The sequence below is a fragment of the Microbacterium sp. SLBN-111 genome (assembly GCF_049739645.1).
Lineage (GTDB): Bacteria > Actinomycetota > Actinomycetes > Actinomycetales > Microbacteriaceae > Microbacterium.
The window spans coordinates 958,504-972,739 of record NZ_JBMGQH010000001.1 but is presented as its reverse complement, the minus strand read 5'-3'; the positions used below and the strand labels follow the sequence as shown (position 1 = coordinate 972,739).

Annotated in this window: 11 protein-coding genes and 2 pseudogenes; 7 read left to right on the top strand and 6 right to left on the bottom strand. The window is 69.9% G+C overall.

Going from position 1 to position 14,236, the window contains the following annotated elements; all coding sequences use genetic code 11:
- Positions 1-7 precede the first annotated feature (7 nt).
- From RKD05_RS04595 to RKD05_RS04585, 3 genes are all read right to left on the bottom strand, one after another.
- Positions 8-700: a DUF3800 domain-containing protein gene (locus RKD05_RS04595; RefSeq protein WP_424708329.1), complete on the bottom strand. Its 693-nt coding sequence runs from the start codon at positions 698-700 to the stop codon at positions 8-10.
- A 132-nt stretch (positions 701-832) separates the two neighbouring features.
- Positions 833-2,110, bottom strand: coding sequence for an MFS transporter (locus tag RKD05_RS04590; RefSeq protein ID WP_424708328.1), 1,278 nt, complete (start codon positions 2,108-2,110; stop codon positions 833-835).
- Positions 2,111-2,311: 201 nt separating this feature from the next.
- Positions 2,312-2,947 carry a TetR/AcrR family transcriptional regulator gene (locus tag RKD05_RS04585; protein WP_424708327.1) on the bottom strand — a complete coding sequence of 212 codons (636 nt, stop codon included), beginning with the start codon at positions 2,945-2,947 and terminating at the stop codon, positions 2,312-2,314.
- Positions 2,948-3,003: 56 nt separating this feature from the next.
- Here RKD05_RS04585 and RKD05_RS04580 point away from each other — a divergent pair.
- The 6 genes and pseudogenes from RKD05_RS04580 to RKD05_RS04555 form a co-directional block, all read left to right on the top strand.
- Positions 3,004-3,198, top strand: a pseudogene (locus RKD05_RS04580) (FAD-dependent oxidoreductase); the annotation flags it as partial.
- Entirely contained in the window at positions 3,164-4,414 is a 1,251-nt protein-coding gene (locus RKD05_RS04575; RefSeq protein WP_424708325.1) for a flavin monoamine oxidase family protein, read from the top strand. The pseudogene RKD05_RS04580 and the gene RKD05_RS04575, both read left to right, overlap by 35 nt.
- Positions 4,411-4,884: a hypothetical protein gene (locus RKD05_RS04570; protein WP_424708323.1), complete on the top strand. Its 474-nt coding sequence runs from the start codon at positions 4,411-4,413 to the stop codon at positions 4,882-4,884. The genes RKD05_RS04575 and RKD05_RS04570 overlap by 4 nt, the downstream gene beginning before the upstream one ends.
- A gap of 28 nt (positions 4,885-4,912) precedes the next feature.
- Positions 4,913-5,137, top strand: a complete 225-nt coding sequence (locus RKD05_RS04565) for a hypothetical protein (RefSeq protein WP_134125250.1) — start codon at positions 4,913-4,915, stop codon at positions 5,135-5,137.
- 47 nt (positions 5,138-5,184) lie between these two features.
- Positions 5,185-5,550 (top strand): fluoride efflux transporter FluC, encoded by a 366-nt coding sequence (locus tag RKD05_RS04560; protein WP_424708321.1) that lies wholly within the window; start codon positions 5,185-5,187, stop codon positions 5,548-5,550.
- A 128-nt stretch (positions 5,551-5,678) separates the two neighbouring features.
- Positions 5,679-8,843 carry an efflux RND transporter permease subunit gene (locus RKD05_RS04555; protein ID WP_424711768.1) on the top strand — a complete coding sequence of 1,055 codons (3,165 nt, stop codon included), beginning with the start codon at positions 5,679-5,681 and terminating at the stop codon, positions 8,841-8,843.
- Positions 8,844-9,153: 310 nt separating this feature from the next.
- On the opposite strand, the pseudogene RKD05_RS04550 reads toward RKD05_RS04555, so the two are convergent.
- The 3 genes and pseudogenes from RKD05_RS04550 to RKD05_RS04540 all read right to left on the bottom strand — a co-directional run.
- A pseudogene (locus RKD05_RS04550) lies at positions 9,154-9,687 on the bottom strand (DUF998 domain-containing protein); the annotation flags it as partial.
- Positions 9,688-10,012: 325 nt separating this feature from the next.
- Positions 10,013-10,918, bottom strand: a complete 906-nt coding sequence (locus tag RKD05_RS04545) for an aldose 1-epimerase family protein (RefSeq protein WP_424708319.1) — start codon at positions 10,916-10,918, stop codon at positions 10,013-10,015.
- Complete coding sequence (locus RKD05_RS04540; RefSeq protein ID WP_424708318.1) at positions 10,915-11,538, bottom strand: antibiotic biosynthesis monooxygenase; 624 nt, start codon at positions 11,536-11,538, stop codon at positions 10,915-10,917. The genes RKD05_RS04545 and RKD05_RS04540 overlap by 4 nt, the downstream gene beginning before the upstream one ends.
- A 497-nt stretch (positions 11,539-12,035) precedes the next feature.
- Here RKD05_RS04540 and RKD05_RS04535 point away from each other — a divergent pair, with 497 nt between their 5' ends.
- Entirely contained in the window at positions 12,036-14,210 is a 2,175-nt protein-coding gene (locus RKD05_RS04535; RefSeq protein WP_424708316.1) for a DEAD/DEAH box helicase, read from the top strand.
- Positions 14,211-14,236: the final 26 nt, after the last annotated feature.

Below are 14,236 nucleotides of genomic sequence, written 5' to 3'. Positions count from 1 at the left end.
GGCGGATTCAGAAGAGCTTCGCGTCGAGCGTCTTGAAGTACCCGCGACGAAGAGAGCGTTCCGCGCTGAGCTTTTCCGTCGAGAAGAAGTCTCGCTCTGTCGCCGAAAGGCCCTGCGCCTCGATCTTCGCCCTCAGAAGAGCGAGCGTGCAACACAAGTCGGCAGCCTGGAACAGGCTGTAGTCCGCAGGCGAGACTCTGCGCACCTCGGCGGAGCCGAGCAAGGCGCTCAGCACGCTGTTCACCAGGTTGGTGATCTCCTTCTGGCCGTTGTCGTAGTAGACGACGATGCGGTCCCAGGAGGCGAAGAAGTCGTAGTGCTGCCGTACGAAAGCTCCGAGTTGTCGGGACATCTCGGTGATCAATCGGTCGGAATCGGCGAGGTCACGTTTTGAGAACACCCATGACGTGTGTTGGATCTTGCAGAGCCTCACGAAGTCCACGAGTACGCGGAAGATCGAACGGCGGTCTTTCAGGTCCATCCACCGATAGTCCTGTTCGCGGCGGATGAGGGGGCCCGTGTGTATCGCGTGATCCAGTGGAAGTCCGCGATCGATCAATGCGCCATGGATCTTGTCCAGGTGGGCGCCGATGTCTTCATCCTGATCGTGAAAGACCATGCTCAGGACGTAATAGGGCGAGTGTCTCTCGTAGGGTCCGAAGTCGCCGGACTCGTCGATGAAGATGCTCAGCTCGCGCACATGGCCCCCAAAAACTTCAGGCGGGCATCGCCCGCCTGAAGTGTGTGACGAGGGATGTCCCCGTCTAAAGGGTGGACCACGGCCTCGCGGCCAGCCCAGGCTCGCACTCTAGCATCCCCCGGGTGAGGGGCCTCAGCGCACCGAGCGCACCCGCAGGATCATCACCGAGCCCACGATCCCGGCGATGCCGCTCGCGATGAACAGGCCCGTGAAGCCGCCGAACAGCACGACGGCCCCGGCGCCCAGGAGCGGTCCGAACGCCTGCGGACCCGCCTGCGCGATGTTCATCAGGCCGACGTCCTTGCCGCGACTCTCAGCGGACGGCAGCACCTGCGTGGCGAGCGCCTGGTCGACCGCGAAGAAGCAGCCCTGGCCGAGTCCCAGGAGCACCGCCCCCACGATGGCGGTCGCCTCCGCAGGCGCGACCGCGAGCAGCAGCGCCGCGAGCGACTGGGCGATGCCGGAAGCCAGCACGAAGACCCGCCGCCGACCGAGCACGTCGCTGAGCTTCCCGAACCCCAGCGACGCGACGATCGTCACGACCATGTAGATGACCGTCGTGAAGACCAGGAACCCGGTCGGGTCGTCCATTCGCAGGGCGAAGGTGAAGAAGTACAGCAGCATCGTGGTCGCGATCGCGTTGCTGAGGTTGATCAGGACGCGACTGACCACGGTCCACACGAAGTCGGGGTGCTGGCGCGGGTCCACCCAGATCGACGACAGGATCGCGCCGAGCGTGAGCGGGCCGAGCATCGCGGCCTCGTCGGGCGTCAACGGCACGTCGTGCAGGCGCAGCAGGAACGGGATCGCGAGCACCACCGCGCTCACCGCGAGCGCGAGGTACCCCGACGCCGTGGTCGTGAACACCGCCGTCACCAGCACGATCCCCAACAGGATGCCGAAGGCGTTCGGCGCAGAGATCCAGCCCGACACCAGTCCGCGCTGGTTCTCCGGCACGCGGTCGGCCATGACCGCGGTGAGGGCGGCGGATGCCATGCAGAAACCGAGCATCGTCACGGTCCACCAGATCACGGTGCCGACCGTTTCGGTCTGGATGCCGAGGAGCGCGAGGCCCGCCCCGACCAGCAGCACGCCGGCGAGAATCCACGGTCGGCGGCGTCCGAACCGCGAGCGGGTGCGGTCGCTCAGCGCGCCGACGATCGGGTACGCGACGACGACGAACGCTCCGGCGATCGCGCTGACGATGCCGTAGGCGACGAGCGACGCCAGCCAGTCCTCGGAGGTGTTCTGTGCCTCGATCTGCAGCGGCAGCAGCACCTGCACGGGAACGAGCTGAGCCATCCACAGGCCGAGCCAGACGCCGGCGAAGGCGGCGATCCAGCCCGCACGGACCGGACGCGTCGGTTCCGCGTAGGCCCCCAGCGTCGAGTGGTGCTCGGCGGCGGTCATGACAGACCGAGCCGTCGGGCGCGCCGGGGAGGACGGCGGGAGTGGTGGGAGCGGATCACGGGCGGCCCTTCTGTCGATCACGGCATCGGGATCAACTATTGGGTCACTTTATTGCACAAACGTGCGGCCTTTTGTATCGAGAGTGTGAATTCGCCTCGCGGTCTCGAAATCCGGACCGAGAAACCTGTACATTTGCGCCAACTACTCGGTGATCGGTGCCGCGTCGCCCAGGGAAGAGGTGGCGGCGAGGGACACGAAGCCGATGAGGGCCGCGCGCAGGGCGTGCGCGAGCGACTGATACTGGACGACCTCGGAACGGGCGATGCGATGCAGGGTGTAGCCGTCGATCAGGGCCACCACCGCGGCGGCGGCGTGGGGATCGTTCACGCCGTGCGTGCGCAGGACGGCGCCCGCGATCTGGCGGGTCTCGTCGAGGATGCGTTCGACGTGGACGCGCAGCGCCGGATGCCGCGACGCGAAGAGGTAGATCTCGAACTGCGCGACGGCGTTCTCGTCGGACTGCTGCCGAACGATCTCCACGAACTCGTCGATCGCGGCGCCCGTGCCGCCGGTGTTCGTCTCGAGCAGGGCCCGGAACTCCTGGAGGCGCTCGAACTCGGCGGCCATGGCGTGCGCGACCGCTTCGCCGATCATGTCGTCGAGGGAGTCGAAGAAGTACGTCGTCGACGAGTGCGGCACCCCGGCGGCCGCGGCCACCGACCGGTGCGTGACGGCCGAGATGCCCTTCTCCGCGATGATCTCGAGCGTCGCGTTCAGCAGCAGCTCACGGCGTGCGCGCCCCCGCGCGCGCATCGATCGCGTCGTCGTCTCGCTCACCGCGTCCTCCTCGTCGACCTCCTCGGCCGACCTCGCACCCGAATTGGAGCAAGCCTATGACCGCTGCCGTGACTCGCCCCGAACCCGAGGTCGACGTCGTCATCGTCGGCGCCGGCCTGTCCGGGCTGACGGCCGCCCACCGTCTCCGGCAGTTCGGTCTGTCGGTGCGCGTGTTCGAGGCCGCCTCCCGGGTCGGCGGGCGCGTGGCATCCGCCGATGTCGACGGGGTCCACGTGGATCTCGGCGGCACGTTCGTCGGTCCCACGCAGGATCGCATCCTCGCTCTCGCCGACGAGATGGGGGGTCGCGCGCTACCGGACCTACGCCGCGGGCGAGAACGTCATCCGCTGGCGCGGGCGCCACCGTCGCTACCGGGGCACCGTTCCGCCGGTGGGGGCCGGGCTGCTCGACGTCGGCCGCATCCAGCTGTCGCTGGACCGCCTGGCTCGGACGGTTCCGCTCGGCGATCCGGCCGCCGCTCCCCACGCGGCCGACCTGGATGCCGAGAGCCTCGGTTCGTGGCTGACCCGCTCCCGCGCGTCGGCCGCCGCGCGCGACCTCATCGCGATCGCCGGGCGCACGACGTGGGGGTGCGAGCCCGAGGAGATCTCGCTGCTGCACGTCCTGCACTACATCCACCAGGCCGGGGGCCTGTCGTCGATGCTCGACACCGAGGGCGGCGCGCAGGAGGAGCACTTCGTCGAGGGGTCGCACGAGATCGCCGCCCGCCTCGCGCGCGGACTCGGGTCGGCGCTCCGCCTGGATGCGCCGGTCCAGCGGATCGAGACGTCCGCGGAGGGTGTCGTCGTCGCGACCGCCGACGAGAGCGTCGCGGCGCGCACCGTCATCGTGGCCGTGCCGCCGGCGCTCCGCGAGCGCATCCGGTTCGCGCCGGCTCTGCCGCCTCGCTACGCGCAGCTGTCGCAGCGTTGGCCCGCCGGAGTGCTGTCGAAGGCCTACGCGATCTACGACGAGCCGTTCTGGCGGCGGCGCGATCTGTCCGGCCAGGGGCTCTCCGACACGGGACCGGTGTTCATCACGTTCGACGCGAGCCCGCCCGGCGACAACGTCCCGGGCGTGCTCCTCGGCTTCATCGGCGCCCGTTACGCGCGCGAGTGGGACGACCTGCCCCCGGCGGAGCGTCGCGCACGCGCCCTGTCCTCGTTCGCGGATCTCTTCGGTCCTCGGGCCCTGGATGCCACGGGCTACGTCGACCAGCGCTGGGGTGCCGAGCCGTGGGTCGGGGGAGGGCCGACGGCGGCGCCGGGGCCGGGCGTGGTCGCGCCGTACGCGTCCGCGCTGGCGGAGCCGGTGGGGCGCATCCTCTGGGCCGGCACGGAGACGGCGTCCCGGTGGACCGGCTTCCTGGACGGGGCGGTGCGCGCGGGGGAGCGCGCCGCCCTCGAGGCGCGGCGGATCGTCGACGCCTCCGCGAGTGACACCGACACGACGGGAGACGCCGCATGATCTGGCGCCGCGAGTACACGCACCTGACCACCGCGACCGCCGAGGCGGTGTGGAAGCGGTGGACCACCCCCGAGGACTGGGCGATCGACGACCCCGACCTCCGCGAGGCGACGTTCCCGGTTCCGGTCCGCGTCGGGGCCGTCGGTCGCGTCGTGAACCACGGCACTCCACCGCAGAAGATCGTGTTCACCGAGCTGCAGCCCGGCTTCGCGATGAACTTCCGCATCGGTCTGCCGGGGGCCTCGCTGTCGTTCCCGCACCGGATGCAGGCGACCCCGAACGGCCTGTCCGTCACGCACGCCGTCGAGATCTCGGGTCCGCTCGCGCCGGTGTTTCGGGTTCCTGGTCGGCCGCTCCATCGCGGCCGGGCTGCCCGCGGTGGTGCGACTGGTCACGACGAACGCCCTCGCGGATTCGGGCGAGATCGCCATCGAATGACGGCACATTTGTGCAACAATAGCCGCGAGTGACGACGACGTCACCGGAGCAGGAGATGAAATGGCCGCGCGATACGACCTGGCGAAGGTCAAGCTGGGCGCCCTGATGACCGACCCGGATGCCGAGGCCATCATCCTCGACGTCATCCCCGATCTGAAGAAGAGCCCGACGTATCTCGTCGCGCGCACGCTCACGGCGAGCGCCGCGCTGCAGCTCGCCGCGGCGCAGCTCGGGGCGGAGAAGGCGGCAGAGCTCCGCCGCCGCGTCGAGGCGCTCGAAGCCTGACGTCGCGCCCGCACGGTCGGCGCGCGGCGTTCGCGTAGATTGACGGCGTGACGCCCCTCGTCTTCCTCGCGGTCGTCGTGGCCGGTGGACTCGGCGCGGCCACGCGCTTCGTGCTGGACGTCGTCGTGCGACGCCGAACCGGTGATCGGTTCCCGTGGGGGATCCTGGTGGTGAACCTCACCGGCGCGTTCGCGCTCGGGCTGGTCACGCCGCTCGTCGTGGACGAGGCGTGGCGATGGATCGTCGGCACCGGTTTCCTCGGCGGGTACACGACGTTCAGCGCGGTCGCGGTGACGACGGCGCTGCTCGCGGAGGAGGGGCGCACGCGCGCCGCGACCTCCTACGCGATCGCCTCCTTCGCGGGATCCGTCCTGGCGGCCGGACTCGGCCTCGCCCTGGGCCACCTTCTGTAACGGGTCGCTGATAGCGGTCTCGCGGCCGCCGGTGCGCCCCGGAGCGCGTGGGATACTGAGGCTCGATACAGTCCTGTATCGGACGGGTGCCCGTGGCATCCGTCGTCGGCCGACCGAAGGGCCTCCGCGTGTCGTACCTGGCCGTGCTCAGCCTGCGCAACCGCGCGCTCATCGCCCTCGTCACGATCGTCGCCGCCGTCTTCGGCGGCCTGGCGCTGACGAACCTCAAGCAGGAGCTCATCCCCTCGATCGAGTTCCCGCAACTCGCGGTCGTCACGACCTACCCGGGCGCCTCGCCCGAGGTCGTCGAAGCCGACGTGTCGACGCCGATCGAGGGCGCCATCCGCGGGGTCGAGGGTCTCGAGTCCACCACCGCGACGAGCACGACGAACTCCTCGATCGTGTCGGCCTCCTTCACGTACGGCACCGATCTGGCCGCCGCGCAGCAGAAGATCCTCGCGGCGATCGCGCGCATCAAGGACCAGCTCCCCGACTCCGCGGACACGACCGTCGCGTCGGCCAGCATCGACGACTTCCCCGTCATCCAGCTCGCCGTCACGGGCTACTCGGACGCGCAGAACATCCAGTCGACGCTCGAGACGGTCGTCGTCCCGGCGCTCGAGGACGTGAAGGGGGTCAACGCCGCGCAGGTGGTCGGTGGCACCGGTCAGCGCGTCACCATCACCCCCGACCCCACGCGCCTGGCAGAGAAGGGCTTCAGCCAGCAGGCGATCAACGACGCCCTCGAAGCCAACGGCGTGCTGTTCCCGGGCGGCTCGATCACCGAGAACGACCAGACCCTCACGGTCCAGACGGGCGCCAAGCTCACCAGCGTCGACGAGATCTCCGCACTTCCGCTCGTCCCGACGGATGCCGCACAGGCGGCCGCCGGCGCGACGACGATCGCCGATGTCGCGAGCGTGGCCCAGCAGTCCGACCCGGTGACGACCCTCTCGCGGGTGAACGGCCAGCCGGCGCTCACGATCGCCGTGACCAAGCTCCCCGCCGCCAACACCGTCGACGTCTCGAAGGCCGTGCTCGCCGCGATCCCCGACCTCGAGTCGTCGCTCAACGGCGCCACCTTCACGGTCGTCTTCGACCAGGCGCCGTTCGTCGAGCAGTCGATCGAGGCGCTCGCGCAGGAGGGTCTCCTCGGACTCGCGTTCGCCGTCCTCGTCATCCTGATCTTCCTCATGTCGGTGCGCTCGACGCTCGTGACGGCCATCTCGATCCCGACCAGCGTCCTGGTGACCTTCGTCGGGCTCCAGGCCTTCGGCTACTCGCTCAACGTACTCACCCTCGGGGCGCTCACGATCGCGATCGGACGCGTCGTCGACGACTCGATCGTCGTCATCGAGAACATCAAGCGGCACTACGTCGGCGACGCCGAGAAGATCCCGACCATCGTGCGCGCTGTGCGCGAGGTCGCCGCCGCGATCACGGCATCCACGATCACCTCGGTCGCCGTCTTCCTGCCGATCGCGTTCGTCGGTGACGTCACCGGTGAGCTGTTCCGCCCGTTCGCGCTCACGGTCACGATCGCGATGACCGCTTCGCTCCTGGTGTCCTTGACGATCGTGCCCGTGCTCGCGTCGTGGTTCCTCAAGCCGGGGAAGGTGATCCGGGATGCCGAGGGCGCCCCCGTCGACCCCGAGTCGCCGACCGCGCCGCCCTCGCGTCTGCAGAAGGCGTACGTCCCGATCCTCAGCTGGACCCTCCGGCACTCGTGGGTGACCCTCGGCCTCGCCGTTCTCGTGCTCGCCGGGACCGTGGCATCCGTCCCGCTGCTCAAGACCGACTTCCTCGGCGACTCGGGCCAGAACACGTTCACCGTGACGCAGAAGATCGGATCGGCGCCGAGCCTCGCGGCCGAGGACACCGCCGCGCAGCGCGTCGAGGCCGTCCTGCGGGACGTGCCGGGTGTCGAGACCGTGCAGACGTCGATCGGCTCCAGCGGCTCGGCCCTGCGCGACGCCTTCTCCGGCGGCGGCTCGGGCATCACGTACTCCATCACGTCCGAGGCGGGCGTCGACCAGGTCGACCTGCGCGCGCGTGTGCGCGACGCGGTGTCCGGGATCGCCGACGCCGGCGACATCGAGGTCAGCGCCCAGGGCAGCGGCTTCGGCTCGAGCGACATCACCGTCGACGTCACGGCCGCGGACGGCCAGGGGCTGCAGCAGGCCGCCGACGCGGTCGTCGCCGGATTGCAGGGTCGCGACGGCATCGGGCAGGTCACGAGCAGCCTGTCGGCCTCGCTGCCGTTCGTCTCGGTGAAGGTGGACCGGGATGCCGCGGCCGAGCGCGGGCTGTCCGAGCGCACCGTCGGTGCCCTGGTGTCGGGCGCGATGCAGCCGCGCCAGGCCGGCACCGTCGAGATCGACGGGCGCGGCGTGAGCGTCTACATCGCGTCGCAGGACCCGCCGACCACCGTCGACACGCTCAAGGCGCTCGAGATCCCCACCGCCCGGGGTGCAGTGCGCCTCGACCAGATCGCGACGGTGGAGACGAGCCAGACGCCCCCGAGCATCACGACCTCGCGCGGCCTGCGGACCGCCACGGTGACCGTCACCCCGACGACTGACAACCTCAGCAGCTCCTCCGCGAGCGTGCGCGAGGCCCTCGCCGACGTGTCGCTCCCCGACGGCGCGACCGCGAAGCTCGGCGGCGTCGTGACGAACCAGCAGGACGCGTTCGGCCAGCTCGGTCTCGCGCTGCTCGCGGCGATCCTCATCGTCTACGTCGTGATGGTCGCGACGTTCAAGTCGCTGCGTCAGCCGCTCGAGCTGCTGGTGTCGGTGCCGTTCGCCGCGACCGGCGCGATCCTCATGCTGCTGATCACGGGCGTGCCCCTCGGGGTGGCCGGCATGATCGGCGCGCTGATGCTCGTCGGCATCGTCGTCACGAACGCCATCGTCCTGATCGACCTGGTGAATCAGTACCGCGCGAGAGGACTCAGCGTCTTCGAGGCGACGGTCGTGGGCGGCTCACGCCGACTCCGTCCCATTCTCATGACCGCGCTCGCCGCGATCTTCGCGCTCGTGCCGATGGCGCTGGGGATCACCGGGCACGGGGGATTCATCTCGCAGCCGCTGGCCGTCGTGGTGATCGGCGGGCTCGTGTCGTCGACGTTCCTGACGCTGCTCGTGCTGCCGACGCTGTACAACCTCGTCGAGGGAGCACGGGAGCGCCGTACCGCTCGGCGCGCGGCGCGGTCGACGCCGGCCGCAGTCGAGGTCGAGCCGACGACGGACGAGCACCCGCTGAGCCGGCGAGAGCTGCGCGAGCGCCACTGACGATCGCGGGACGACGCCGCACCGCGCTCACGCGGCCGCGGCGGACCGGGCGCGACCCGAGGGTCGTGGGGCTGACGGGCGTGCCCGCGAGGACCGTGCGGGTGTCGGGTGTGCGGGTGATGGGCGTGCCGGTGAACCAGGCGGCCACGGCCGCGACGCCGGTGGCGGGGATGCCGATGAACGGTGACGCGGCGGCGAGGGTGTGGCCGGTAGCGACCGGCTCGCGGCGTGCGACGGCGACGGCGGGGTCTTCTGCGGCCGCGACCGGACGCGCGTGAGCGCCGGTCAGGCAGTGCGTGAAGATCCCGGACCATGTGAACATCGCGCTGAAGGCGATGACCTCGAACAGGGCGAGGTTGATCGTCGAGGTGACGAACAGCCAGGCGCCGGCGAAGAGGAAGACGAACACCAGTGACGTGGCGATCGGGAGACGCTTGGGCAGACGGTGGAGGAGGAAAGGCGAGGTGAGCAGGAGCGCCGCGAAACCGAGGACCATCATTCCGGCGACCTTGTCGTGCAGGTCTTTGTTGGTGTTGAGCGGAATGCATCCGACGAGGGCCAGATTCACGCCGATCACGGTGAGGAAGAATGCCGCGGCGGTGGGAGCGCCGCGCCGTCCCGCGCGCCGCCCGAGGTGACGGAGATCACGCCGCACGCGGACGGCGTAGACGACGACGAGCGATCCGCCGACCTTGAGCGTGGTGTTGAAGAATGCCGCCGAGAGGTCGTGGAAAGTGCCGAGCTCGCTGAAGTGCAGCTGCCACCACAGCGGATCGCTCGTGGTGAGGATCGACGCCAGGATGCCGCCGACCAGCACGACGAGCACGAGACCCGCGAGGTGCATCGTGGGGATCGCGTCGAAGCGACGGGTGACACGCCGCGCGAAGGTGGGGAGGGCGGCGGAGGGGACGGCGGGACGGACCGCAATGCTCATCTCGGGCACTTTCGTCGTGGACGGGTTGGGTGTCCCCCCACACCGCGAGACCCCCGGCCCCCGTCGGCTCATTCGGGTTTGAGCCGAGGGAACGATGGTCCTCGGTCTCCCCGGCGGCGACGGAATCCGTCAAGGGAATGGTAACTTTCCCGACGGTCGCTTAGGAAAGGTCTTGCCTGCGAATTCCCCAGATCGTATGCGAAATTCATTGTCCCCCATTTGGGGGACAAGACCCTCATGCGCGGTAGGAAACACCCCATTCGCGACGCAATTCTCCGCCCGGTTCGAGGGCGATGAGATCCAGTCCGGTCGCAAAGGCGTTCGAGGGAGCGGTCATCGGTTCGATGGCGACCGCGAGGGGATTCCCCGGGTACCGGTCGGTGGTGAAGACCTGCGCCCACGGGAAGCCGGCATCCTGCCAGAGTTCGACGCGACGACCATCGGGCGCCGTGAGGGTGTGGCGCGTGCGGCCATCGGCATCCCGGTCGAATCCCCGATAGGCGTTGTCGAGCGAGACGTCGCCCAGACGCCGGCCTTCGCGGAGGTCGGTCGCGTCGTCGACGGGGACCTCGTCGACGGGCAGTTTCCGGTCGTCGAGTACGAGCGTCGAGGTACCGGTGGACCGGATGACGAGGTCTTCGGTGGGCACCCCGCCGATCTGCAGATACGGATGGATGCCGAGCGCCACCGGCGCGGTCGCGGCGCCGACGTTTTCGATCACGTGCTCGACGTGCAGGCCGTCGACGAGGAGGGTGAAGATCACGCGCGTGCGCAGGTGAAACGGGTAGCCGGTCTGCGGGACGACGTCGGCGGTGAGCACGAGCCGGTCGTCGGTCTGCTCGGCGGCCGTGTAGGAGCCGAAGCGGAGGAGCCCGTGGCTGGCGTTGCCGAACGCGGGCTCGCTGATCGCGAGCTGCCGCTCCGCGCCGCCGAAGGTGTACTTCCCATCCCGGATGCGATTCGGCCACGGGACCAGAACGACCCCGGATGCCGCCGGCGTGGGCACGTCGTCGGCGTAACGCGGTACGAGGTCGACGCCGTCGACCGTCAGCGCGCGGAGGGCGGCGCCCACCTGCGCGATCTCCGCCGAGGAGCGGGGGCCCTGCAGGCGGAAGCGGTGGCCGGTGGGGTCGGCGGTCATGAGGCGGCCTTTCGAGAGCGGGGCGGGCGTTGCAACCAGGGTCGCAGGAGACGTGTCACCCAGGGAAGCACCGCGTAGGTCATCACCGGGGTGAGCAGCAGTGTCGTGCCGAGGACGCGCAGCGGCAGCGGAACCTCGGTGAATCCCGGGATGAACCCGAGCAGCCAGCTGGCGAGCAGATTCGTGGGGAAGAAGCCGATCCAGATCGTCACGGCCTGCTTCCACCGGGGCGGCGCGACCGGGACCGGTTGCTGGACCGTCTGGGTCGTGGCATCCGTCGGCTCGAGGACCGAACCGAACGGGGCGTCGAACCATCCCTCGATGCCGGTGCGCCGCTCGACGCGCTCCTCGCGCGCGAACGGGCGGCCGGAGTCCAGCCACCACCGGCGCTGCGAGGACGTCTCCCAGCCCTCGAGGGTGGTGATGTCGCGGAAGCGGTACAGCATGTACCAGAGGTCGCTGTCTTCGCCCGCGCGCACCCAGCCCGAGCCGAGAAAGCCCGGGAAAGCGGTCGCGAGGTCGGTGCCGGCCTGCATCCAGGAGGTCGCTTCGGCGGTGCGCGTCGGGTCGATGCGCCGCTCGATCGCCACCGTGATGGGGTGGGCGTCGGTGTCTGCCATGGTTCCATCTTCGGTCAGCGGCGGGGCGTCGTGCCGTGGCCAGCGCGGCGCCGGGGTGGGTGTGTCCCGCTTTGTGCGGGTAGCCGGGTGGGGTGTGTCCCACTTTGTGCGGGTAGCCGGGTGGGGTGTGTCCCACTTCGTGCGGGAATCGGCGGTCGAATGTGCACGAAGTGGGACATGGGGCGGGGTGGGGCGTGGAGCGGTGCGGGGCGGGGCGGCGTGCGGGGGAGGGGTGTCCCACTTTGTGCGGAAATCGGTGGTCGAATGTGCACAAAGTGGGACATGGATGCCATTCCCAGGAGCGACCTGTAACGTTGAGAGGTCGGCTCTGGACACCGCACTGTGTGCGGATGGGTTTGTGAGTCCAAGGGGCCGATGGAGGGAACGCGATCGCGTTCTCGACCATCACTAGTGAATGGCCCCCGGCCGACGGATGTCCGGGTTGCACCGCCGTGCGGTGCCGCTGTTTCGCGCAAACAGAACCCAGAAGGACACCCATGCCCAAGAACAAGAAGCCGGCCGGCGGCCGCGCCGCGAAGAACTTCGAGCCGCGCTACGGCGCGAAGACCTCGTTCCAGGACCGCAAGCGCCGTCCCGGTACCGAGGCGCCTGCCAAGCCCGGCAGCAAGAGCCCCAACCACCGCGGCTACCGCGCCCCCGAGGCCGACACCGCGCCCGCGAAGCGTCGCTGGACCTCGCAGGAGCGCGCCGGCCGCGACGAGGCTCGTGGCATCCGCAACCACGCCCGCGGTGACGAGCGTCCGGCCCGGTCGTTCGATCGTGACGAGCGTCCGCGTCGTTCGTTCGAGGACCGTCCTGCCCGGTCGTTCGAGCGTCGTGACGAGCGTCCTGCGCGTGACGACCGTCCCGCGCGGTCGTTCGACCGCGGCGAGCGCCCTGCCCGTTCGTTCGATCGTGACGAGCGTCCGCGTCGTTCGTTCGAGGACCGTCCGGCTCGGTCGTTCGAGCGTCGTGACGAGCGTCCCGCGCGTGACGAGCGTCCTGCTCGGTCGTTCGACCGCACGGACCGTCCTGCTCGTTCGTTCGATCGTGACGAGCGTCCGCGTCGTTCGTTCGAGGACCGTTCGGCCCGCTCGTTCGACCGCCGTGACGAGCGTCCTGCGCGTGACGAGCGTCCTGCTCGTTCGTTCGACCGCACGGATCGTCCTGCTCGTTCGTTCGATCGTGACGAGCGTCCGCGTCGTTCGTTCGAGGACCGTCCGGCTCGGTCGTTCGAGCGTCGCGATGAGCGCCCCGCCCGCGAGGATCGTCCGGCTCGGTCGTTCGAGCGTCGCGATGAGCGCCCCGCTCGCGAGGACCGTCCTGCCCGTTCCTTCGAGCGCCGCGAGGACCGTCCCCGCCGCAACGACGGCCCCAACCGCTCCGACTGGAACGCTTCGCCGAAGCGTTCGGCCGAGCACGAGGAGCGCGTCGACGTCGTCCACGAGCGTCTTCAGGCGGAGGCCGTGGATGCCGCGACCGTCGCCGAGGCGAGCTTCGCCGACCTCGGGCTGGGCGACAACATCGTCCGCGCGCTCGCCGGTCTCGGCGCTGCGAGCCCCTTCCCGATCCAGGCCGCGACCGTGACCCCGATCCTCGAGGGTCGCGACGTGCTCGCGCGCGGTCGCACCGGCTCGGGCAAGACCATCGCGTTCGGCGCCCCGCTCGTCGAGAGCATCCTGCGCGCCCAGGCGGGCAAGCGCCGCGAATTCGGGCGTGCCCCGAAGGCGCTCATCCTGGCGCCGACGCGCGAGCTCGCGCTGCAGATCGACCGCACCGTCCAGGTCATCGCGCGCAGCGTCGGCCTGTTCACCACGCAGGTCTACGGCGGTGTGCCGCAGGCGCGCCAGGTCGGCGCGCTCAAGAAGGGCGTCGACATCGTCATCGGGACGCCCGGCCGCATCGAGGACCTCCTCAACCAGGGCAAGCTCGACCTGTCCGACGTGAGCATCGCGGTGCTCGACGAGGCCGACCACATGTGCGAGCTCGGCTTCCTCGAGCCGGTGCAGCGCATCCTCCGTGCGACCGCGGACGGCAGCCAGAAGCTGCTCTTCTCGGCCACGCTCGACCGCGAGGTCGCCGCGCTCGTCGACGAGTTCCTCGTCGAGCCGGCCGTCTACGAGGTCGCCGGTGAGGACCAGGACTCGGGCACCATCGACCACCGTGTGCTCGTCATCGACCACCGTGACAAGGCCGAGATCCTCGGTTCGCTCGTCGACCGCGAGGGCAAGACGCTCGTCTTCGCGCGCACCCGTGCGTACGCCGAGATGCTCGCCGAACAGTTCGACGAGGCCGGCATCGCTGCGGTCGCCCTGCACGGCGACCTGAACCAGCAGAAGCGCACCCGCAACCTCGAGAAGCTCACCTCGGGCCGCGTGAACGTGCTCGTCGCCACGGACGTCGCCGCTCGTGGCATCCACGTCGACGACATCGACCTGGTCATCCAGGCCGACGCTCCCGATGAGTACAAGACGTACCTGCACCGCTCCGGCCGTACCGGTCGCGCCGGTCGCCGGGGCACGGTGGTGACGCTCATCACGCGTCAGCGCCGCCGGCGCATGACCGAGCTGCTCGACCGCGCCGAGATCGAGGCGCCGTTCGAGGAGACGCAGCTCGGTGACGACGTCATCGAGGAGCTCGCGGGTCGCCAGCTCTCCGACGTCACGTCCTGAGCCTCCCCGTCGAGAGCCCCGTCCGC